This is a genomic window from Amycolatopsis cihanbeyliensis, assembly GCF_006715045.1.
Taxonomy (GTDB): domain Bacteria; phylum Actinomycetota; class Actinomycetes; order Mycobacteriales; family Pseudonocardiaceae; genus Amycolatopsis; species Amycolatopsis cihanbeyliensis.
In genome coordinates this window covers 4109049-4130457 of record NZ_VFML01000001.1, presented here as the reverse complement: position 1 = coordinate 4130457, position 21409 = coordinate 4109049, and the positions used below count along the sequence as shown (strand labels likewise).

Annotated in this window: 20 protein-coding genes; 8 read left to right on the top strand and 12 right to left on the bottom strand. The window is 68.3% G+C overall.

Going from position 1 to position 21409, the window contains the following annotated elements; all coding sequences use genetic code 11:
* Positions 1-1644, bottom strand: coding sequence for a TM0106 family RecB-like putative nuclease (locus tag FB471_RS18750; protein ID WP_141999743.1), 1644 nt, complete (start codon positions 1642-1644; stop codon positions 1-3).
* A 97-nt stretch (positions 1645-1741) separates the two neighbouring features.
* Between FB471_RS18750 and FB471_RS18745 the strand changes: the two genes are divergently transcribed.
* Positions 1742-2233 carry a DUF6474 family protein gene (locus tag FB471_RS18745; RefSeq protein WP_141999742.1) on the top strand — a complete coding sequence of 164 codons (492 nt, stop codon included), beginning with the start codon at positions 1742-1744 and terminating at the stop codon, positions 2231-2233.
* Between the two features lie 3 nt (positions 2234-2236).
* Here the strand turns inward: FB471_RS18745 and FB471_RS18740 are convergent, their stop codons facing one another.
* The 7 genes from FB471_RS18740 to FB471_RS18710 form a co-directional block, all read right to left on the bottom strand.
* Positions 2237-3169 (bottom strand): TauD/TfdA dioxygenase family protein, encoded by a 933-nt coding sequence (locus FB471_RS18740; RefSeq protein ID WP_141999741.1) that lies wholly within the window; start codon positions 3167-3169, stop codon positions 2237-2239.
* Between the two features lie 162 nt (positions 3170-3331).
* Positions 3332-4306, bottom strand: coding sequence for a glycine betaine ABC transporter substrate-binding protein (locus tag FB471_RS18735; RefSeq protein ID WP_141999740.1), 975 nt, complete (start codon positions 4304-4306; stop codon positions 3332-3334).
* 54 nt (positions 4307-4360) lie between these two features.
* Positions 4361-5131 carry an ABC transporter permease gene (locus FB471_RS18730; protein WP_141999739.1) on the bottom strand — a complete coding sequence of 257 codons (771 nt, stop codon included), beginning with the start codon at positions 5129-5131 and terminating at the stop codon, positions 4361-4363.
* A gap of 156 nt (positions 5132-5287) precedes the next feature.
* On the bottom strand, positions 5288-6460 hold the full coding sequence (locus FB471_RS18725) for an ABC transporter ATP-binding protein (RefSeq protein WP_141999738.1): 1173 nt from the start codon (positions 6458-6460) through the stop codon (positions 5288-5290).
* The gene (locus FB471_RS18720; protein ID WP_141999737.1) at positions 6453-7100 is read right to left on the bottom strand and encodes an ABC transporter permease; all 648 of its coding nucleotides are present in this window, start codon (positions 7098-7100) and stop codon (positions 6453-6455) included. The genes FB471_RS18725 and FB471_RS18720 overlap by 8 nt, the downstream gene beginning before the upstream one ends.
* 317 nt (positions 7101-7417) lie before the next feature.
* The gene (locus FB471_RS18715; RefSeq protein ID WP_246076470.1) at positions 7418-8305 is read right to left on the bottom strand and encodes a phosphotransferase family protein; all 888 of its coding nucleotides are present in this window, start codon (positions 8303-8305) and stop codon (positions 7418-7420) included.
* 46 nt (positions 8306-8351) lie between these two features.
* The gene (locus FB471_RS18710; protein ID WP_141999735.1) at positions 8352-9722 is read right to left on the bottom strand and encodes a helix-turn-helix transcriptional regulator; all 1371 of its coding nucleotides are present in this window, start codon (positions 9720-9722) and stop codon (positions 8352-8354) included.
* Between the two features lie 296 nt (positions 9723-10018).
* On the opposite strand from FB471_RS18710, the gene FB471_RS18705 reads away from it, so the two are divergent.
* Both FB471_RS18705 and FB471_RS18700 read left to right on the top strand, forming a co-directional pair.
* Positions 10019-10375, top strand: a complete 357-nt coding sequence (locus tag FB471_RS18705; protein ID WP_141999734.1) for a hypothetical protein — start codon at positions 10019-10021, stop codon at positions 10373-10375.
* A gap of 13 nt (positions 10376-10388) precedes the next feature.
* Positions 10389-10793: a hypothetical protein gene (locus FB471_RS18700; RefSeq protein WP_141999733.1), complete on the top strand. Its 405-nt coding sequence runs from the start codon at positions 10389-10391 to the stop codon at positions 10791-10793.
* Between the two features lie 376 nt (positions 10794-11169).
* On the opposite strand, the gene FB471_RS18695 is transcribed toward FB471_RS18700, so the two are convergent.
* Positions 11170-12417 (bottom strand): MFS transporter, encoded by a 1248-nt coding sequence (locus tag FB471_RS18695; protein WP_141999732.1) that lies wholly within the window; start codon positions 12415-12417, stop codon positions 11170-11172.
* A complete protein-coding gene (locus FB471_RS18690) occupies positions 12410-13732 on the bottom strand; it encodes a GH1 family beta-glucosidase (RefSeq protein WP_141999731.1) in 1323 nt (440 codons plus the stop codon). The genes FB471_RS18695 and FB471_RS18690 overlap by 8 nt, the downstream gene beginning before the upstream one ends.
* Before the next feature lie 109 nt (positions 13733-13841).
* Between FB471_RS18690 and FB471_RS18685 the strand changes: the two genes are divergently transcribed.
* Positions 13842-14495, top strand: coding sequence for a TetR/AcrR family transcriptional regulator (locus FB471_RS18685; RefSeq protein WP_246076469.1), 654 nt, complete (start codon positions 13842-13844; stop codon positions 14493-14495).
* A 167-nt stretch (positions 14496-14662) separates the two neighbouring features.
* Here the strand turns inward: FB471_RS18685 and FB471_RS18680 are convergent, their stop codons facing one another.
* The gene (locus FB471_RS18680) at positions 14663-15844 is read right to left on the bottom strand and encodes an amino acid deaminase/aldolase (RefSeq protein WP_142002126.1); all 1182 of its coding nucleotides are present in this window, start codon (positions 15842-15844) and stop codon (positions 14663-14665) included.
* Positions 15845-15936: 92 nt separating this feature from the next.
* Between FB471_RS18680 and FB471_RS18675 the strand changes: the two genes are divergently transcribed.
* From FB471_RS18675 to FB471_RS18660, 4 genes are all read left to right on the top strand, one after another.
* Positions 15937-17250 carry a D-arabinono-1,4-lactone oxidase gene (locus FB471_RS18675; RefSeq protein ID WP_141999730.1) on the top strand — a complete coding sequence of 438 codons (1314 nt, stop codon included), beginning with the start codon at positions 15937-15939 and terminating at the stop codon, positions 17248-17250.
* A gap of 752 nt (positions 17251-18002) precedes the next feature.
* Complete coding sequence (locus tag FB471_RS18670) at positions 18003-18737, top strand: ATP-binding cassette domain-containing protein (protein ID WP_141999729.1); 735 nt, start codon at positions 18003-18005, stop codon at positions 18735-18737.
* Entirely contained in the window at positions 18730-20037 is a 1308-nt protein-coding gene (locus tag FB471_RS18665; RefSeq protein WP_246076468.1) for a hypothetical protein, read from the top strand. The genes FB471_RS18670 and FB471_RS18665 overlap by 8 nt, the downstream gene beginning before the upstream one ends.
* A gap of 92 nt (positions 20038-20129) precedes the next feature.
* Positions 20130-20705, top strand: coding sequence for a hypothetical protein (locus tag FB471_RS18660; RefSeq protein WP_141999728.1), 576 nt, complete (start codon positions 20130-20132; stop codon positions 20703-20705).
* A gap of 38 nt (positions 20706-20743) precedes the next feature.
* On the opposite strand, the gene FB471_RS18655 is transcribed toward FB471_RS18660, so the two are convergent.
* Entirely contained in the window at positions 20744-21394 is a 651-nt protein-coding gene (locus tag FB471_RS18655; protein ID WP_141999727.1) for an SDR family oxidoreductase, read from the bottom strand.
* Positions 21395-21409 lie beyond the last annotated feature (15 nt).

Here is a 21409-nt window from a genome sequence, read left to right as displayed (position 1 = left end):
TCACAGGTCACCCATGAACGGAATGTCCCGCATGGCGGGGCCGGACATCCACTCGCGCAGGACCCGCGTGGCCCGCACGTCGTCCTCGTTGTAGCGCAGGAGCCGGTCCCGCTGCGGGAGGTCCGGCGGCTCGCCGTCCATCCCCACGGCATCCCGGTACCAGCGCATCGAGGCCTCCCCGCCTGCCTCCGGGTCCCGCCAGCGGAACCCGGCCACCGGCGCGATCACCTTGAGGCCCTTGCCGTGCGAGCACAGGAACTGGTCGGTGACGCTGCGGAACAGGTCCACCCACTCGTCCGAGTCGACGAACTCGCGCACCCCCGACCGGGTGGGCATCCCCTCCATCCCGGCGAACCGCTCCACCGAGCCGAACAACCAGCGGTTCTCCGCCAGCGCGTTGTAGCAGTAGGCGCGGAAGCCGAGCCCGGCCGCCGCGGCCCGCGAGCGCACCTCGGTCAGCCAGGCCCAGAACTCGGCGAAGGACCGCGCCTCGTCCGGGGTCGGCAGCGGCTCCCAGGTGGCGAACGCGTGGTAGCCGGGTTCGATGCCGATGTCCCGCCCGCTGAGCAGGCAGCCCCACAGGTACGCGCCGGCGTCGCCGAAGCTCTCCATGTCGATGTCCACCTCGACATCGGCACGCGGCACGCTGACCTCGTCCACCTTGCGCACCATGGTCAGGTCCGCCAGCCAGGCCCTGGCCAGCGCGACCGCGTCGGTGTGGGTGGTGCCGGTCCACTGCACCGGCGCCTCCTCGGCGGGATCCAGCGCGGCCAGCCTGTCCACCGTGCTCACCCCGACCCGGCGCAGCTCCATCGCGTCCTCGCCGCGCACCACCAGGCTCACGTCCCGGGTACGGGCGAGCTCGGTGGCGCAGGTCGACCACCACGGGCAGTGCCGGCACTCCAGGACCCGGGAGGGTGCGGCGAGCGGCTCGCGCCGGGCGGCGGCGGCCTCGGCGATGGCCAGCCGGTCGGCGAACCGGGCGTCGTACTCGGTCAGCGCGCTGCGCCCGCCCGGCCAGGTCGGCGCGTCCAGGTCGTGCCAGACCACCACATCGGCGTCCAGCCCGATCACCCCGCCGATCGCCCGCACCGGCTCGGCATACCCGACCGCCTGCAACAGCCTGCGGATATGCGCCAGTCGTAGCTGGTCCCGCGGCTGCGCGCGCACCTTGCGCTCCTCGTCCGTACCGGCGTTGCCGGGGTCGAGGTCGGTCATCGCGGTGGTGCGCGCCCCGGTCCCGCGGTCGGTGATCCGGTGCCGGACCACGATCACCGGCAGGTAGCCGGTCGTGGTGCGCACCAGCAGCTCCGACCCGCCACGCCGGCCCGTAGCGGGGTCGGCCGGCAGCAGGGCACCCCAGACGAAGGGTGCCCCTGCGGCCAGCGCCTCGGTGGTGGCCCGCACCCGCTCGGCCGCGGTCCACTCGCGCGGGACGGTCACCCAGCCCGGCCCGGCCGCGGTGGCCTCGGCCAGCCGCCGCGCGATCTCCACCCGGTGCGCGGCGGCGTCGGCGATCCGCTGCTCGATGGCGGGGTCCGGTGGGGGAAGCTCGACCTCGCGCATGGCGGGGTCGTGTTCGAGGTGCACCCGGCGGCGGCACCGCGTCACCACAGCGGCGTCGAGCAGCACCTCGGAATCCATGCCTTCACTCTAAGAGTCCCCACCGACACGGGCGGACATGCCCGGCCGCGATGCGACCAGTAAGTTCGACTGCGACACGTGCCGGAGGTGCCAGGCGATGACGCGCAAAGCCGAGAAGAAGGCCGAGAAGAAGGCGGGCAAGGACGCCGCCAAGGAGAGCAAGGACGCGGTGAAGCGGGCCCGCACCGCGGTCGGGGTGGCGAAGGTGGTCGGGCCCGCGGTGGTGCCGGTGCTGACCCCGTACGCGGCACGGGCGGCCGGCGTCGCGCGGGAGACCTACGACCGCTACCGCGCCCGGCAGCTCGGGGTGCCGGTAACGCGGCTCGGCGAGTTCACCGGCCGGGGCGCGGCACTGCACGCCCGGATCGCCGGGGTCGCCGACGGCCTCGCCGACCTGCGCAAGGCGCAGCGCGCGACCGCCGACGACCAGGCGTTCGCCGATCAGGCCCAGGGCACGCTGGAACAGCTCACCGCGTCCGTCCGGGCCGCGGAGCGGATGCCGGCGGCCCGGCGCAAGGCCGCGCACCGGGCCGTCGCGGGTGAGCTCGAGCGGCTCGAGTCACAGCTGCTGCACCGCCTGGGCATCTGATCCCTACACCGGGCGGTCACCCGCGATCGCCACGCGCTCGGCGATCCGCACATGCGGCTGGTAGTCGTTCACCGCGTAGTGCTGGGTGGCACGGTTGTCCCAGAACGCCACCGAGTTCTCCGCCCAGCGGAAGCGGACCTGGTACTCCGGTACATGTGCCTGGGTGAACAGCAGGTGCAGCAGCTGGTCACTCTCCGCGCGGTCCATGCCCACGATGTGCGTGGTGAACGCCTGGTTCACGAACAGTGTGCGCCTGCCGGTCTCCGGGTGCCTGCGCACCACCGGGTGCTCCACCGGAGGGAACTCCTCCTGCTTGCGGTGCAGCAGCTCGTGGTCGGAGAACCGCGCGAAACCGGGGATGTAGTCGTGCACCGCACGCAACCCCTCGATCCGGGTCTTGATCTCCTCGGGCAGGTTGTCGTAGGCGGCGGCCATATCCGCCCACATGGTGTCCCCGCCGACCGGCGGCACCCGCACCAGCCGCAGCACCGAGCCCAGCGCCGGATTCGGCCGGAAGGTGACGTCGGTGTGCCAGATGTTCTCGAAGGCCGGCATCGAGGCATCCCGGGAGAACCGGGTGACCTCGCCCGAGTCCCCGGTCGGGATGAACGGGTTGGTCTCCGGCTCACCCCAGTTCCTGGCGAAGTCACGCTGCTGCTGCCAGGTGATGTCCTGGTCGCGGAAGAACAGCACCTTCCACTCCAGCAGCGCCCGGTTCAGCTCGGCGCGCAGCTCGGCCGTCAGCGGCGTGCCGAGGTCCACCCCGTGGATCTCGGCGCCGATCACCCGGCCGAGCGGGCGCAGGTCGAACAGCTCGTACGGCCGGGACTCGACCCCTTCGGGCAGCCGGCGCAGTACCCGGGTGCCTTCCAGGATCCCGCCGGCGGGAGCACTGGCTTCGCGCAGGGTGAACCGCTCGGACAATTCAACGGACATGCGAATTCTTTCCTTGCTGTCGCAGGATCAGGGCGTAAGGAAGCCCTGCCCCGGCGGGGAGCCGAGGCGGCCGCGCCGCAGCAGCAGGGCAACGACACCGACGTGATCCCACACAGCAGGCATGCCCCCATGCTGACAGAAGCCCCTGACCTGCGCCAGCCGCTAATCGGGGAGGGTGATGAAGCCCTTCTCCACCATCCAGTCCCGCGCCACCTTGGCCGGGTCCCTTCCGTCCACGTCGACCTGCTTGTTCAACTCGGTGATCTGCTCGTTGTCGATCGCCGCGGCGATCGGTTCCAGGATGTCCCGCAGCACCGGGTACTGCTCGAGGAACGAGACGCGGGTGGTCACCGCCGCGTTGTACTGCGGGAAGAACCGCTTGTCGTCCTCGAGCACCCGCAGGTTCAGCCCGGAGATCCGGCCGTCGGTGGTGAACACCTCGCCGAAGTTGCAGATCCCGCTGTCGATCGCGGTGTAGATCGCCCCGGTACCGAAGGTCTTGCTCGTGGTCACCGGGAAGCCGTAGGTGGCCTGCACCCCGGGCATGCCGTCCGGCCTGCTGGCGAACTCCGGCTCCACGCAGAACACCGCCTCCTGCGGGTTCTCCTTCAGGAAGTTCGTCATGTCCGTGGTTGTCTCCAGGCCGTGCTGCCGGGCGTAGGCCGCGGTGGTGCCGAACGCATAGGTGTTGTTCAGCGGCGAGTACCGCAGCCAGGCGATGCCGGTCTGCTCGGCGTCGGCCTCCTTGACCGCCTCGTACTGCTCCTGCTCGCCCGGGACCGGGCTGTCGTGGCCCAGGTAGGACAGCCACCCGGTCCCGGTGTACTCCCACTGCACGTCGATCTGCCCGTCCAGCAGGGCATACCGCGCGCTGTTCGACCCGTTGATGTTGGTCAGGTCGATCACGTCCGCGCCGGCGGCCTCCAACGCCAGCTCGGCGAAGTAGCCGAGCAGGATGTTCTCGGTGAAGTCCTTCGAACCCACGGTGATCTCCACGCCGTCCAGCGAGGGCGCGGGCCGGATCGACCCGGGGCCGACACTGAACGGCACCGCGGCGTTCACGTTCAACCCGCACCCGGCCAGCGGCAGCGTCAGCAACGCCGCACCGAGCACCGCACGCATCCTCCCGCGCCTCATGGCAGCTCCCTCACAGCAGTCCCCCTGACAGCAAGCCCCCTCGCGGCAAGCCCCTCACGACAGGCCCCTCGGTCCGAGGTACTCCTCGAGCACGGCGCCCAGCCAGTCGACCAGCAGCGCCAGCCCGACCGCCAGCACCGCGCCGACCAGCAGCACCGGCACCCGGTTCAGCTTGTACCCGGTGTCGATCAGCTCGCCGAGCCCGCCGCCGTTGACGAAGAACGCCAGCGTGGCGGTGCCGACCGCGAGCACCAGCGAGGTACGCAGGCCGGCCAGGATCAGCGGGATCGCCAGCGGCACCTCGATCCGCAACAGCACGCCCGAACCGGACATGCCGATCCCCCTTCCGGCGTCGACGAGGGCGGGGTCGACCGACTGGATGCCGACGATCGTGTTCCGCAGCACCGGGAGCAGCGAGTAGAAGGCCAGCGGCAGGGCCGCGCACCACAGGCCCTCCCAGTCGGTCCACAGGAAGAACAGCACGATCACGCCGAGCGCGGGCGCCGCCTGCCCGATGTTCGCGATCCCGGTGAACAGCGGGGTGACCGGGCGGGCCCAGCTCCTGGTCAGCATCACCCCGAGGGGCACCGCGACCCCCACCACGATCGCGGTCACCACGATGGTGATCAGCAGGTGCTCCCAGGTGCGGGTAAGCAGCACCCCCGCCTGGATCGACTCCGCCTCGATCTCGTCGTTGTCCCTGGTGAACGCCCAGATCAGCACGGCGGTGACCATGACGAACACGGCCGCGGGCTGGGCGAACAGCCGGATCCGATCGGCGCGCTTGGAGCCCGACTCGGTGGAGAACCCGGCCACGGTGCTCATGGCTCGACTCCTTCTCGCTGCGCTCCTCGCCCCGCGGGCCGGACCTGCGATGCTCGCGAGGCGTCGCCTTCACCGCTCATGGCTCGACTCCTTCTCGCTGCGCTCCTCGCCCCGCGGGCCGGACCTGCGATGCTCGCGAGGCGTCGCCCTCACCGCTCATGCGTCCGCACCTTCCGCGGCCTCGGCGTGCTCCTCACGTAGCTGCTGCACGGTGTCGGTCACCGTCTTGATGTCGATGGTGCCGACGTACTCACCGCGGGTCCCGGTCACCACCGCGTTCCCGCCCTCGGTGATGATCGCCTCCAGCGCGTCCTGCAGCGTGGACTGCGTGCTCACCGAGTCGCCGATCGCCCGGCCCGCGGTGGCCAGCGAGCCCGCCGTGGCCAGGTCCCGCTGGTGCACCCAACGCGTCGGGCGGCGCCGCTCGTCCAGCACCAGCGCGTACTTGGTGCGGTGCCCGGACAACTTCTCCCGCAACCCGGCCGGCGAGTCCTCGGAAGCGATCGCGGTCAGCGCGTCGTTCTTGACCTCGACGTCCCGCACGCGCAGCAGGGTGAGTTGCTTGAGCGAGGCACCCGCGCCGACGAACCCGGCCACGGTGTCGTCGGCGGGGTTGGCCAGGATCGCCTCCGGGGTGTCGTACTGCAGGATCGAGGACTGGTCACCGAGCACCGCGATCCGGTCGCCCAGCTTGACCGCCTCGTCGAAGTCGTGGGTGACGAAGACGATGGTCTTGCGCAGCTCGGTCTGCAGCCGCAGCAGCTCGTCCTGCAGGTTTCCCCTGGTGATCGGGTCGACCGCGCCGAAGGGCTCGTCCATCAGCAGCACCGGGGGGTCGGCCGCCAACGCCCTGGCCACCCCGACCCGCTGCTGCTGCCCGCCGGAGAGCTGCCGCGGGTAACGGTCGCGGTAGACCGCCGGGTCCAGGCCGACCAGGTCCATCATCTCGTCCACCCGGTCGGTGATCCGCTGCCTGGACCAGTCGAGCAGGCCGGGAACCACCGCGATGTTCTGTGCCACGGTGAAGTGCGGGAACAGCCCGGCCTGTTGGATGGCGTAGCCGACCCGGCGGCGCAGGGTGTCCGGGTTGAGCTCGAGCGCGTCCTCCCCGCCGATGGTGATCCGCCCCGAGGTGGGCTCGATCAGCCGGTTGATCATCCGCATGGTGGTGGTCTTGCCGCAGCCGGAGGGCCCGACGAAGATCACGATCTTCCCCGCGGGCACCACCATGGAGAAGTCGTTCACCGCCGGTTCCCCGGTTCCCGGGTACCGCTTGGTGACGTGTTCGAGCTCCAGCTCGACCCCGGATACGGCGTCATTCTCAGGCACGGATACCCCTCGAGACGGTGAAGCGGGCGATCAGGACATAGATGCCGTCGAGCGCCAGCGCCAGCAGCACGACGCCGACGGTCCCGGTCAGGGCCTGGTTGAGCGAGTTCGCGCTACCCGCCCTGGTCAGCCCGGAGAACACCTCGGAACCGAGCCCCGGCCCCTTGGCGTAGGCGGCTATCACCGCGATGCCCATCAGCATCTGCGTCGCCACCCGCATTCCGGCCAGGATCGCCGGCCAGGCCAGTCGCAGCTCGATCCGGCTCAGCACGCCGATCCGGCTCATCCCGATGCCCTTGGCCGCGTCGGTGACCGCGGGATCCACCCCGCCGAGGCCGACGATGGTGTTACGCACGATCGGCAGCAACGCGTACAGCACCAGCGCGATCACCGTGGGCTCGGTGCCGAGGCCCACCACCGGGATCAGCAGGCCGAGCAGGGCGAAGGAAGGGATGGTCAGGATGCTGCTGGCCAGCGCGGTGGCCAGTGCGGAGCCGACCGGGCTGCGGTACACCGCGATCCCGATCCCCACTCCGAGTACCGCCGCGATGATCGTGCATTGGACGACGGCACTGGCGTGCAACAGCCCCTGCAGATAGAGCCGATCCCATCTGTCGGCCACGTACTCGAACACAGTCATCGGCTGGGACTCTCCACGACTCTCCAGGATCTCCGGTGGACGACTCGGCGTGTTGCGCAGCCTAGACGCTTCGGGGCGGAAACCGCCGCTTTTCGACCCCGGGCCGTTACCACCTTTCTCGTGAGGTTTTCCGTAGCTCCGGTGTGGTCGACACCCCACGATCGATGTCGCGCTCCGTAGTTGCAATTTGCACTTTCGGGGGAGATCCTCACGAATAGGCTGACTAGCGGTACCGAACTTGTGACCAGACAGTGACATCGTGAACCAAAACGGCGAACGGTCTTGTACCGTCGCCGAACGTCACCGCCATCACCCACTCAGCCGTAACGTCGCCAGTGGGACAGCGTCCTTCCCGCCCGTAAATCATCCAGCCGCCGGTGCAGCTCGCCACGTACCCGCGGGTGACTTCGCAGGATGGGCAGCACACTCGTAGTGAGCTTGAGTTCACGCGCTGCCTTGAGTACCGCGAAACCGGACCATTTCGTTACATCGAATCCGTAGGTATCCGCGAGCGCCTGGTATCGGCCCGCCGGATCCCCGAACCGTTCCCTGCCGACCGCCAGCGGGGTGAGATCCCATTCCGGTGGCCCGATGCAGGAGGAATCGAAATCACACAGCAACGGACCGTCCGGGCCGACGATCACGTTGCCGGGGTGCGCGTCGCCATGTACCAGCCCGGGCCGCAGGGCGAAGTCCAGCCGATCCAGCGCCTCGGCCACCTCCGCGCAGCGGTCCAGCAGGAACCGGCGGTCGCCGGGGTCGAGTTCCTCGGCGTCGGCCACCCTGGCCCGCACGTCGTCCAGCGGGGCCCACGGGCCGACCCGCGCGGGTGGGGGCAACGCATGCACCTGGCGCAGTAGCCGGCCGAGCTCGGCGGGACCGGCCTGTGCCCCGGTGTGTGGCACCCGCCACCACACCGTGACCACGTGCTCACCGAGGTGCAGCGGCTGGTCGAGGCCGGGGAGCAGCCGGATCGCGGGCACCTCTCGCTCGGCGAAGTACTCGGCGACCCGGACCACCTTGTCCGCCCGGTGCCGCAGCGTGCGGGAGCCGACGATGCGCACCACGACGGGGGCGTCGGCCAGGGAGTACACCGCGTTGTTGGTGAACCGCAGCAGGGTCGCGCCCCGGGCGTCCAGGCCGAGCCGCGCGCAGGTACGCACGAGCGCCTCGTGCAGCTTCTCCCTGGTGAACCGGCCGTCCAAGACGGGCCTGCCCCCCGGCGCGCGTTCTCCCCCTCCGGGCCACTCGCTAGGTGGAGTACAGCGCGTTGTAGCGCTCGTACAGCTCCCTGGCGTCGGCATTGTTACTCCTGCGCTCCGCTTCCTCCTTCATCGGCTGCATCCGGTCCTTGATCCGCTGGGACTTCAGCCCCTCCGCGTGGTCCAGTGCCTTACCGCCGACCTTGGCGCCCTGGTCGATGTCCCCGTCCAGCAGGTGGTTGGTGGCCAGTGCGCTGAGGTTGAAGGTCTTGCTGCGGGCCATGTCGTCGCCGTAGCAGTCGATCGCCTTGGTCAGCGCCGGGATGGCGAACTTGGTGTGTGCCCCGTCGTGCCTGGCCAGCGCGGTGTGCACGGTGCCGACCATGGCGTAGACGTCGGTCTCGTTGAAGAAGCGCACCCAGGACTCGGCGCTGTTCAGATCCGACCGGGAGAACGCGTCCTTGGTCCACCCGAGCAGCTTCATCGCCTGCTCCTCGTTGCCCATCATCGCGTAGGCCCATGCCTCGTTCGCGCAGAGCACGGCGACCGCGAGGTCCGAGCCGGACTCCTGGGCGGCGAGCTGACCGAGCTGGAACAGCTTCAGCGCGTCGTTCGGAGCGTCCTGGTGCAGATAGACCCGGCCCATCCGGTAGAGCACGTTGGCCACCAGCGGGTGACTCTCACCCTGTTTGGCCAGTTCGAGCGCGTTGGCGAAGTGGCCCCGCGCGGAGTCGAACAGCCCGATGTCGAACGAGGTCCACCCGGCCAGGCTGTGCAGGTCGGCCAACGCCACGTACAGCCGGTTTTTCACCGTGTCCGCGCCCTGCGCCTGCAGCATCTGCTGGCCCCAGGACAGCTGGGCCACCACGGCGTCCCGGCAGAAGCCGCCGCCGTACTGGTAGTCGAGCGCGCGTAGTGCTCTGGTCGCCGCTTCCACCTGCCGGACGTCGGTCATTCCGATCCGCCCCGGTGCGGGCGTCCTCGCCGGGTTCGCCGCCCATGCGTCGGCGGACGGCCCGAAGACCGCCGCACCCATGGTGACCTGGGCAGCATGCGCGAGGAACTTCCGCCGTTTCACCGACTCGTCCTCCTCAGCCTGCTGGTCCACAGCCGAGCTGCGGACCTGAACCGCCGTGGCCTCGTCGTACGCGAGGCCCATGTACCCCCGAGGGACACCGAGGCCGACGGCGATTCTGGCGAGCACGTCGTACGCCATGACCTGGCGACCCTTGAGGATCTCCGACACCTCGGACTGCGACTGGCCGGTCATCGCCGCGATCTGGCGTTGCGAGACACCGTGCCGCCGCAGTATCCGGTAGATCGCGCTGATCTCTCTGCTGGCCAGCGCGTCCCGCATCTCCGGGTGATCCCAGGTCTCCTGGGGTATCGGATGACCGTGGCGGTCGGCGTCTGCGTCCATGTGGTGCACCCTCACAGTCCGATGGGCGTCGTAGTCAGCCTAGGCACGGCTGTTCAACCGCGCGAAGACCTGATTATCCGGGCTGATCGGCAGGGCCGAACTCCGCCGACCGCTTAACGTGGAACTCGAGCCGGTCGCCGCTATGACGCCCACCGGACCTTCTTTCGGCCTTCGTTTCGTCGCAATGTAGATCTCAGTTCTCCGTGAGCGACCCGATACGGACAGCGGTCACGGAGAGCAACCAGAGAAGGAACCACCCCGAGCGGCGCAGCCGCCGAGAAACAGCGGAGGGAGTCGTGGAGTTCGTGGATTCGATCACAGCCGGGCGTGCTGCGACCGTCCCGAGTTCCGTGCGGCCACCCGCCGCCAACGGGCATGTCTCGCAGTCGCGGTCGGCGCTGCCGTCGATCCGCCACAGCGATCCGCGCGCCACGGCCAATGGCACGAACGCGCGCAAGCACGAGGGCGGTCAGCCGGTATGGCGGGTGCAGTGCGGCGATCTCATCAGCCGGGAGCGGTGCGTGACGGTGTTCGTCGACGAGGACGAGGTCGTCCTGGTCGGGCCACCCGGTGAGACCGCACGCCTGACCGCGGGCCAGCTCGGTGAACTCAGGACCGCGCTCAACGAAGCCGCCAAACTGGCGGAAAGGTAACGGTGAGTTTCAGGTGGATCAGATCCTCGGGCAGGTTCTCCGCAACGCCGTGTGGGAACGCCTCGATATGCTCTCCGATCTAGCCAACCGCGCGGACGCGCCGTCCCTGGTGTCCGTGGCACGCTCCGAGCTGCCGCGGCTGACCGAGGGGTGGCGGGCCATGCTCCGCGCCCACGAGCCGGACGTCCGTGGGGACTGCCCCACCTGCTCCACGCGCTGGCACCGGTGCAAGGCACCCTGCTCGGTCTGGCAGGTGGCCCACGAGCACCTGGTCGCCGGCGGCCTGGCCCCGCAGGAAGCCCCGCGCGGGCGTGGCCGCAAGCGGTCCCCACTGCCGGCACAGGCCACGCACCAGACCGCGGCGGACACGCAGGGTCGGCACGCGCTGATTCCGCAGGCCCCGGCCGCGGCGAGATAGCCTCCCCGGTCCGGTGAGGCCGGTCGACCGAATGGCCCCATCGGGTTGACGCCGACCTCCCCACCGACACCGGCAGTTGGCTCGTCCGTACCCCCGAGCGTGGCGGGCCAACTGCCGGTACCCCACCGATAAGTACTCGATTAATCGAAAAATTAACGGCTCAACCGCTGGCGGAGGGCTCAATCTGCCACTAGGTTGATCATCACCAGCCGCGAACAAAATTGCAGATAGCAAGCTGTGGTCCCCCGCCCGCAGTGCGGCCCCGATACTCCGCGGGCCGGTGCCGTTGCACTCCCCTCCCCCCGACCGGCACCGGCCCGCGGTTCCATATGTCAGGCTGCGGCTGTGGTGGATCGGCCTCGCTCCTTCCTCCCCGTCAGGGAACGGAGCGGACGCGGCTGATGAAGACCCCGGCGGCGAGGGTGACGATCGCCGCCACCGCGTACAGGCCCCGGTAGCCGCCGAGGTAGGCCAGTACGAAGGTGGCCACCAGCGGGGTGATGACCTGCGGCAACGAGTTCGCGATGTTCACGATGCCGAGGTCCTTCGCCCGGGCCGATGCGGTGGGCAGCACCTGGGTCAGCAGCGCCAGCCCTACCGCGGCGTACACCCCGAAACCGAAACCGAGCGTCACGGCGGCGATCACCGTCGCGGTCCAGGTCTGCCAGAACACCAGCAGCGCGACGGCGGCGCTCATCAGGATCACCGAGGCGTACACGAATGGCTTGCGCCGCCCGGCGCGGTCGGACAGCTTGCCGGTAAGCACCGCGCCGACGACCACGGCAACCGCGTAGATCACCATCGCGGTGCGCAGGCCCGCCTCGGGATCGGCCAGCCGCACCACATCGGTGAGGAAGAACAGCAGGTACATCACCCCGAGCGCGTTGCCGACCTGCGTGCAGAAGTGCCCGAGCCAGGCGTGCACGAAGTCCGGGTGGTGGCGTGGCGAGACCCAGATGCCGCGCAGGGCGCGGCCGAACGGCTCGGCGGGCCGGGTGGGCAGCACCGCGTCCGGGGTGCGGGAGAAGGCGAGCGCGCACAGCACGACGAACCCGCCGCACACCAGGTAGCCGGGGCCGATCCCGGCGACCAGCGTGGTGACCACGATCGTCCCGAGCAGGGTTCCGCCGATCTGGGTGATCCCGACGAAGCCGGAGACCCTGGCGCGCTGCCGTACCGGTACCCGGTCCGGCAGGGCGGCGGTGAGCGCGGCCAGGGAGGCGTTCAGTCCGGCCTGCACGACGCACCAGCCGAGGGTCATCAGCACGATGTCGGTGGCGCCTGCCAGCAGGACGAACCCGGCCATGGCGGTCAGCGCCCCGCCCATGGTCCACGGGTGGCGCCGGCCGAAGCGGGAGGTCGTGCGGTCCGATGCCATCCCGGCGAGCGGGTTCACCATGGCCGAGACCAGCGCTCCGACCCCGGTGACGACCCCGAAGACCAGCTCCTTGTGCGCGGCGTCGAGTAGTGCGGCCTGCTGCGGCAGCAGCACCTGGATCGGCGTGATCAGCGCGAACCAGAGCCCGATGTTGGCGAGGAACAGCAGCGTGACCCACCCGGCACGGACGGGTGTCACCGGCTCGGCGAGCGCGCCGGCGGTGCCGTCCCCCGCGTCGCTACGCACCGCGGATCAGCTTTCGGTACCAGTGGAAGGAGTCCTTGGGTGTGCGGCGCTGCGTGGGGTAGTCGACGTGGACCAGGCCGAACCGGGGCGCGTATCCCTTGGACCATTCGAAGTTGTCCAGTAACGACCAGACGAAGTAGCCCCGCACGTCCACCCCCACCTCCAGCGCGGCCCGCACCGCGCGCACATGCCCTTCGAGGAACTCGATGCGCTCCCGGTCGTGCACGCCGCCGTCGTCACCGACCTCGTCGGCGAAGCTACAGCCGTTCTCGGTGATGTGGATAGGGGGCAACGCGTCGGCGTAGCGCAGGTGCAGGCCGACCAGCAGCTCGCGCAGGCCGTCCGGGACGATCGGGGAGTCGTTGGTGGTCATCGGGTACCCGGTGACGGGCCGCAGCTCGAACGGCAGCGGGGTGCCCGGCGCGGGGGCGGCCACTGCTTGCGGCTCGTAGTAGTTGACACCGTAGAAGTCCAGCGGTTCGGCGATGATAGGCAGGTCGGCGGCGTAGCGCTCGGGGAGGTACTCGAGCAGTTCGCTCGGGTAGCGACCGAGCAGGATGGGGTCGGCGAACAGCCGGTTGATCAGGGCATCCAGCCAGGCCGCGGCCGCGAGGTCGGCTTCGTCCCCGCTCGCAGGCCAGACCGGGCTGTGGTTGTTGGCGGTGCCGACGCGGGTGGCACCGGCGGCGCGCAGCGCGCGCACCGCGAGACCGTGCGCGAGCAGCTGGTGGTGCGCGGTGGGCACGGCGTCCAGCAGCAGCGTCTTACCGGGCGCGTACTCCCCGATAGCGTAGCCGTAGATGGTCATCACCATCGGCTCGTTGAGTGGGATCCACATCCGCACCCGGTCACCGAAGCGCTCACCGAGGATGGCGGCGTACTCCGCGAACCGCGCGGCGGTGTCCCTGGCCAACCAGCCGCCCGCGTCCTCGACGGGCTGCGGGGTATCCCAGTGGTACAGCGTGCCGACCGGGGAGATCCCGGCCGCGCAGACGGCGTCCAGCAGCCGGTCGTAGAAGTCGAGCCCTTCCGGGTTCGGCGGGCCCGTGCCGTCCGGCTGGATCCGGGGCCAGGCGAAGGACATCCGGTAGGCGTCCACCCCGAGCTCGGCCATCAGGGCGATGTCCTCGGGGTAGCGGTGGTAGTGGTCCGCGGCGACCTCCGCATGCTCACCACCGGCGATCTTGCCGGGCATGCCGGTGAAGGTGTCCCAAATGGACCGTCCCCGACCGCCCGCCCGGGTGGCGCCCTCGATCTGGAAGGCCGAGGTGGAAACTCCCCACAGGAAATCCGCTGGATATCGCCACTTTCCCACGAACACCTCCGATCAATATGAAAATTTCTCGTATTCTACTGGCTCCCTCGACCGTGGATAGGAGTACCGGCACGCTAAAGTCGCTGATCAGCAGCAGAGGGAGCAAGCCGTGTCCGACCGCCAGGCCGCGAAGGCAACCAGCGCGACCCAGCCCGAGGCCAATCCGTTGCGTCGTCAACCAGTTCAGCAACGTAGCGCGCAACGGGTCGAGCGCATGCTCGACGCCAGCGCCGAGTTGATCGAGGAGATGGGGTACGAGGCGCTGACCACCACCTTGATCGCCAAGCGGGCGGGTGTGGCCGTCGGCTCGCTGTACCAGTTCTTCCCGGACAAGCGTGCGGTGGTGCAGGCGCTCACGCAGCGGAATCTGGAGCGGTTCATGGCCGCGGTGAGTGAGCGGCTGGACGGGGTCGACCACCAGCACTGGTGGGACATCGTGGACTCGCTGCTGGACATCTATTTGCAGATGCATCGCGAGGTGCCGGGGTTCTCCAAGGTGCACTTCGGGGACGTGGTGGACCAGCGGTTGCTGGACGACCGGCGGGACAACAACCGGGTCATCGCCGACTCGCTGACCGGCCTGCTCGCCGCCCGGCTGGACCTGCCCACGGAGTCGATCGCGCTGCCGATCGCGACCGCCGTGGAGACCGCCGACGGCCTGCTCAACCTCGCCTTCCGCCGGCAACCGGACGGCGACCCCGAGGTGGTGGCCGAGACCAAGTACCTCCTCAAGGGCTACCTGGCCAGCAGGCTCGGCGACTGACCTCCGCCCAGTTGTCCACAGTGGGACTTCCCTGTGGACAACTCGCGCTTTTCCGGCCGTCCCGACTCCCATCAGCGGTACGCTGGAGCGGGGCTCGCCCCCCGGGAAGGGTGGGGGGTTGCCTACTGTCGGTCGAGCTTAGGGGCAGCGGATGAGGACCGGCCGGGTCAGCCGAAGTTCTTCCCCTCACCGCGGTAGGTGGGCACGGTGCGCTCCACCTGGTCACCGGTGACGAGGTGGTACTCGTCGAACCGTTCGGCCAGCTCGCCCGCCTTGGCGTGGCGCAGCCACACCCGGTCGCCCACCCGCAGCCCGCGCGCGGCCCTGCCGGTCACCGGGGTCTGCACCTCGCCGGCACCTTCCGTGCCGAGCAGCTTCAACCCTTCCGGCAGGTACGGCGCGGGCAGCCGCGAGCGGCTCGCCGGGCCGGAGGCGATGTACCCGCCGGAGAACAGGGTGGCCGTCCCACCGCCCGGCACGCGCACCACGGGCAACGCGAACAGCGCGGCGGGGCGCGGGCGGAACCGGGTGTAGCCGTCGAACAGGGTCGGGCCCAACAACCCGGAACCGGCCGCGATCTCGGTCACCGTGGCATCCGCGCGGGTACTCTCCACGCTGCCCGTGCCGCCGCCGTTGACGAACTCCAGATCGGCCACCGCCCGGACCGCATGCACGGCCGCGGCACGGCGCCGCGCCAGCTCGGCCGCCGACCGTCGCTGCATCCAGCGCACCGCCACCCGCCGCGCGGCACCGGCCGGCGTGTCCGGCAACCCGGCGATCTGCCCCTCGTACGCCATCACGCCGACCAGGCGGAACCCCGGGCGCGCCATGATCGTCCTGGCCAGCGCCGCCGCCTGCCGCGGACGGAAAACCGGCGAGCGCCGGGTACCCACATGCACCCCCGGCAGTGGTCGCCAGGAGGCGTCCAGCTCGAGGCAGACCCGGATCTCCGGATGGTCCCGACCCAGGGCGGCATCCACCAGGTCCAGCTGCGCCGGCGAGTCCACCATGATCGTGACGGTGTTCCTGGCCCGCTCGTCGGCGGCCAGCGCGCGCAGCGCGGCGTGCGCGGCCGTGGGATACGCGACCAGGATGTCCTCGCTCAGCCCCTCCCCGGACAGCCACAGCGCCTCGGGCAGCGAGTAGCACATCAGGCCGGTGAATCCCGGCCTCGCGAGCGCCCGTTCCAGCAGGTGACGGCAGCGCACCGACTTGCTGACCAGCCGGATCGGATGACCGGCCGCGCGCCGCACGAGGTCCTCGGCGTTCGCCTCGAACGCGTCGAGGTCCACGATCGCGAGCGGCGGATCGAGATGCTTCGTGGCCAGGTCGTAGGCCCGCGCGGACATAGCTTGCACGCTCGTACCGTACGACAAACACCCTTGAAACGCGAATACCATTCACTTATTGTTTCGAACCTCACGGGAGGAGCGGTGCGCTGATGGCAGCTTGGACCAACTGGGCCGGAACCGTGTCCGCCACCCCGCAACGGGTGCACAAACCACGCAGCGTCGCCGAGATCGCCAGGGCGGTCACCGACTCCGCCGTGGAGGGCCGCCGGGTACGCGCATGGGGCAGCGGGCACTCCTTCTCCCCGGTCGCGGTCGCCGACTGTGACGCGCTGGACCTTACCCAGTGGGCAGGGATCGCCTCGGCCGATCTGGAGACCGGGCTGGTCACCGTGCGCTCGGGTACCTCCCTGCGCCGGCTGAACGCCGAGCTCGACGCCCTCGGCCTGGCGATGACCAACCTCGGCGACATCGACGCGCAGACCATCGCCGGCGCGGTGTCCACCGGGACCCACGGCACCGGCGCCGGGCTCGGCGGGCTGGCCACCCAGATCGCCGCACTCGAACTCGTCCTCGCCGACGGCACTGTGGTCAGTTGCTCCGCCGACCGCAGGCCGGAGCTGTTCGCCGCGGCCAGGGTGGGACTCGGCTCGCTCGGTGTGATCAGCACCGTCACCCTGCGCTGCGAACCGGCCTTCGTACTCGCCGCGACCGAACGTCCCGAACCGCTGGACGAGGTGCTCGAGGGGTTCGAAGCCTCGGCCGAGGCCGAGGATCACTTCGAGTTCTACTGGTTCCCCTACGGCAGCAGGGCCCTGGTGAAGCGGAACAACCGCAGGCCGCCGGAGACCGAGCGGCAGCCGCTTTCCGGAGCGCGCCGGTTCGTCGACTACACGCTGACCGAGAACCTCGCCTTCGGCGCGCTCTGCCGGATCGGCCGTACGGTGCCGAAACTGGTCCCGCCGCTGGGCAGGCTGTCCTCCTCGCTGCTGTCCACCCGGGAGTACTCCGACCTCTCGCACCGGGTGTTCGTCACCAAACGTTCGGTGCGGTTCGTCGAGTCGGAGTTCGCGATTCCGCGTGCGGCCGTGCACGAGGTCCTCGCCGAACTGCGGGCGCTGGTGCCGAGGCTGGAGAGCCCGGTGTCCTTCCCGGTCGAGGTACGGGTTGCCGCCGCGGACGACATCTGGCTTTCCACGGCCTACGGCAGGGACACCGTGTACATCGCGGCGCATCAGTTCCTCGGCATGCCCTACCGGGAGTACTTCACCGCCTTCGCCTCGATCGCGGGCGCGGTGGGCGGCCGTCCGCACTGGGGCAAGATGCACGACCTCGACGCGGCCACGCTGCGCGAGCGCTACCCGCGCTTCGACGACTTCCTGCGGGTCCGCGCCGAGGTCGACCCGCAGGGCGTGTTCTGCAACCCCTACACCGACCGCGTGCTCGGCCCGGTCACAGCCGGCTGATATCGCTTTAGCACGATTATCAATCCCGCAGACACCGCCGAAAGAGTAATATCTAACCGGTAAGATACACCCAGATTGCGGATCGACATTTAGCACGCAAATGGCTCCGCGAAAGCCGACTCGACAGAGCCGCCCAGAACTCGAGGCGACTCACAACCAGATTGATCATTAACGTTGACAGCTTCACAAAAAAATACTACAGTAACACCTGTCCACGGTACGTGGTAATTAAGGGGGAAAGCGGGGGGCTTCATATCTTTCCTCCCAAACAAAGGAAGGTAGATCTTGAAAAAGATTATATCGACCGCGCTTGTCGGGGGGACACTAATCGCCGGGGGAATTATGCTGGCATCTCCTGCGTGGTCCGCAGAAGAGAAGGCGCCTTGCTACCTGACGGCCTATAACCCGTGGCGATCGGGCGCGGAAGTGGTCGGCATGGGTGGACGGAACTGCGGGGGCAGCGCCCAAGTTACCGTACGTCTCGCCAAAGACGTGTTCGGGCCTGACCCCATCCTGGCCCAGCAAACGAAAACGATCAGCGTAGACAGATTCTCCGTGTCCGGCGGTTGCGTCGGACACGGAGAATACTACAGTTGGACGATTAGCTCATCAGGAAACGAGAAGGAATCGGCCCGCGTTGTACACTGCTGACGTCCTTCGAGTACACTGATCATGCTCCGCAGGGTTCCGAGTGGCACTCGGAACCCTGCGAGCATGCATTCAGCAATAACACGAGGTTGAGGAACCTATACGTGCAAATCTCGGTTGAGCAGGTCGGTTTTCGTTATGGGAACAAATCCGCCCTGAAAGGTGTGAACTGGCTGATCACGCCTGGCGTAACCGGGCTTCTCGGCCCCAACGGAGCGGGGAAGACCACTCTACTGAACCTGCTGGTAGGTCTGACTCGCCCTCGATCCGGAACCATAAGGTTCAGTGATACTGAGGGTGCATCGACGATCGGGTTTGTACCGCAGAAATTCTCCCTGGCCGGCGAGCTTCGAGTCATCGATACAGTCTCTTACGCCGCATGGGTCAACGGCACTCCACGTCGGCAATGCGCGGAAGCCGCCCAACGGGCACTGGCCGAGGTCAAGCTGACCGAGCAGACCAGGAGCAAGGTTCGGACGCTCTCCGGCGGCCAGCGGCAACGAGTCGGCATCGCGGCAGCCCTGGCGCACGAGCCCAGGCTGGTGATCCTGGACGAGCCCACCGCCGGACTGGACCCAGGTCAGCGTCTTCGCATACGTGAGCTGATCGCCGACGTCGGCAAGCGGTACACGGTCGTGCTGTCCACTCACTTGATTGAGGACATCTCCCACGTTTGCCAGCGTGTCGCGGTACTGGCGGCTGGCCAACTGGTCTTCGACGGGACCGTCGACGAATTGACCCAACTTGTCGACACCACCGACTCCACCGAGAAACTCGGCTCAGACTTCGAACGCGCCTACGACGCGCTGATAGCCAGGCTGGGGAGTTCCGATGACTAGCCGACTCCGCAGGTTCTTCTGGCCCCTCCCGCCCTGGGTCCTGATCATTCCGGCGTCAGCGATCCTTGGCATCGTTCTCGCGAGCACGTGGGACATGCTGTCGTGGCGGTATCAGGAGTGGGTACAGACCAGCGCTCAGTTCCACCAACAGACAGCATGGGCAGCTCCCACCGCGGCGATGGTCGCCGCGTTCGTCGCGGGCAGGCTCACTCCGCCCCACCGAATCTACGCACTGCCCACCAGCGGTCGGACCGGATCACCGGTGATCCTGCTCCACCTGCGGAAACTGGTCGGAACGCTGCTGGCAGGTTACCTGCTGGGGCTCGCGCCCCTGGTGATTGTGAGCGCCATCGATGCGCAGTTCGGCGGCCCGCACATCCTGACCATGATCAGCGGGTTACTGGGGATGACTGCGGCCATCGCAACCGGCTACCTGATCGGCGTCATCGCGCGTACCGCGCTCGTCGCTCCAGCGGCTTTCCTGCTGATCTTCGGCACCACCGTCCTCGGTTACAGTGGTGACTCGTACGCACCGGTGATCCCGGTGCTGTACGTCGAACCAAGCCTCGGTCAGGTGGAGAACTTGCCCATGGTGCTGTTTCGGTGCATATTCTTTCTCGCCGTCGCCGCCGTAGCAATTATCGTATCGTCCCTCATTCTGGCCAACCGCCGAGAACGCACGAAAGCGAGCGCCCTTTCCATGTGGGGCGCGGCTGCCGTTCCGGTAGTGCTGGCCGTGGGCGGCCTCGTCACGACTCCGGCACTGTTCGTCACCCCTTCCGATCCACCACGTCAGTGCGCCATGCGGGCCGATGTCGAGTTCTGCGTACACGCCGGCCACCGCACGGAACTCGGCCCGATCATGGAGACCCTGGGACCGGTCATCGAAGCATACGGTGAAAATCAACGAAAAATAGTACGAATCTACGATCGTGCGCTCGTCCTGGACGAGACTCGGGTCGCGTCGAACACTCATGTCGTGTATCTGGCCCCGCTCACGACTCCGCGACCGGATGATCCCGAAGACTCCGCGAAGTATCACCTCGCAGGCGCGCTCACTGGGCAAGCGGCCTGCCGTGAACAACACCCGGCGGAAATCGGCGGAGCAGCAGGATCAGCCAGTGGCCCCATTACTATCCAGTCAGACCTGGAAACATGGCTGGCGCGCGCTGGGGAATTGGAAAGCATACCCAACGCATTTCAAGATTTCTCGCCGGAGGAAATGAGTAAGTGGATAGCTGAAAATAATGACGCAATAGAATCTTGTTCGACCCGAAAAGATGACATACGACGACAATGACAAGAATAATATTTAAATGTCGACAAGTTCACCTCCTGCTATTCGGTAGCGGTATACTGGCTGCACTCGCATACGTTCTTGCCGACGGTATCGTGCCGATCGATATGAACCCGAATGGCGGCCGCGTGGGGTTGCGTTATACCGAAGGCTGCGCACTCGTCGGTACAATTTTGGCAGCAGTCTTCCTACGTCCACGTTTCTGGGAGTGGGACCGAACCGGAACGCGTCGAGCCACATTCTGCTCAGTTGCATTCGCGGTGGCCGGCATGGCAATAGCGCCATTCATCATCACTCTTTCTTTCATAAATATATCAGCACCCGCAGCTTTGGATGAAATCGGCATGAAGATGTCCGAAATACTCCTGCTTTCGATTCTCAACACGTCATTCCTAGCTGCCCTGATATTCTCCCTTTCGCCGTTTATCGGCCCGACCAGCGCTGGCGTCACCGCCTTACTGTGCTGGTTCTCGACAGGCATCTTGAACAACCTGGTTCCGCCCTCGATGAACTACACACCGACGATCGCCTACCGCCTGCCACTCCCGGACCAGTGGCCAGCGGATCGCTGGTGGTACCCGGTCGTGCTGGGATTTGTGGCGATTGTCACCCACGCGGTGACCCGAGGCTCCACCAGTTTCGCGCAGCGGACTTTCGTCCGGGACGGTTGATCGGGATCACCGTCAGGTAAGGACGTCCCACACAGGGGTCACAGCCGGCTGAGTACTTCGCTGACCGGGGTGTTCCCGCCGGTCAGCTCCAGCGTGCGGCGCAGCGCGATCGGTTCGGCCAGCAGGCCGGCCAGCACCTGCGCCACGTCCTCCCTGGTCACCTCGCCGGGCGGCACCTCGTCGGCGAGGTGGACCTGGCCGGCGCCCGGATCGTCGGTCAGCCGCCCGGGGCGCAGGATCGTCCAGTCCAGGTCCCGCGCCCGCAGGTCCTCCTCGGCCGCGGCCTTGGCACGCAGGTAGACGGCGAACACCTCGTCCGTCGCCGGATTGTCCGCCCTGCTCAGGCCCATCGCGCTGACCTGCACGAACCTGCGCACACCCGCGCGTTCGGCGGCGTCGGCGAGCAGGGCCGAGGCGGCCTTGTCCACGGTGTCCTTGCGGGCGACGCCGCTGCCCGGTCCGGCTCCCGCCGCGAACACCGTGGCGTCCGCGCCGGCAAGCACCTCGGCGACCTCGTCCACCGTCGCCGTCTCGAGATCCAGCACGGCCGGTTCGGCACTGAGGTCCCGCAGGTCGCCTGCGTGGTCGGGATTGCGGATGATGCCCACCGCGTGGTCGCCGTTCGCGGCCAGCAGCTTCTCCAGGTTCAGCGCGATCTTGCCGTGTCCACCCGCGATCACTACTCGCATGGCGCCGACCCTAGC

What these genes read in the sequence shown, in the direction of transcription:
- FB471_RS18750 (WP_141999743.1), bottom strand. Translation starts at nt 1,644, where the DNA reads ATGGATTCCGAGGTGCTGCTCGACGCCGCTGTGGTGACGCGGTGCCGC.
- FB471_RS18745 (WP_141999742.1), top strand. Translation starts at nt 1,742, where the DNA reads ATGACGCGCAAAGCCGAGAAGAAGGCCGAGAAGAAGGCGGGCAAGGAC.
- FB471_RS18740 (WP_141999741.1), bottom strand. Translation starts at nt 3,169, where the DNA reads ATGTCCGTTGAATTGTCCGAGCGGTTCACCCTGCGCGAAGCCAGTGCT.
- FB471_RS18735 (WP_141999740.1), bottom strand. Translation starts at nt 4,306, where the DNA reads ATGAGGCGCGGGAGGATGCGTGCGGTGCTCGGTGCGGCGTTGCTGACG.
- FB471_RS18730 (WP_141999739.1), bottom strand. Translation starts at nt 5,131, where the DNA reads ATGAGCACCGTGGCCGGGTTCTCCACCGAGTCGGGCTCCAAGCGCGCC.
- FB471_RS18720 (WP_141999737.1), bottom strand. Translation starts at nt 7,100, where the DNA reads ATGACTGTGTTCGAGTACGTGGCCGACAGATGGGATCGGCTCTATCTG.
- FB471_RS18710 (WP_141999735.1), bottom strand. Translation starts at nt 9,722, where the DNA reads ATGGACGCAGACGCCGACCGCCACGGTCATCCGATACCCCAGGAGACC.
- FB471_RS18680 (WP_142002126.1), bottom strand. Translation starts at nt 15,844, where the DNA reads ATGTCCGCGCGGGCCTACGACCTGGCCACGAAGCATCTCGATCCGCCG.
- FB471_RS18675 (WP_141999730.1), top strand. Translation starts at nt 15,937, where the DNA reads ATGGCAGCTTGGACCAACTGGGCCGGAACCGTGTCCGCCACCCCGCAA.
- FB471_RS18665 (WP_246076468.1), top strand. Translation starts at nt 18,730, where the DNA reads ATGACTAGCCGACTCCGCAGGTTCTTCTGGCCCCTCCCGCCCTGGGTC.
- FB471_RS18655 (WP_141999727.1), bottom strand. Translation starts at nt 21,394, where the DNA reads ATGCGAGTAGTGATCGCGGGTGGACACGGCAAGATCGCGCTGAACCTG.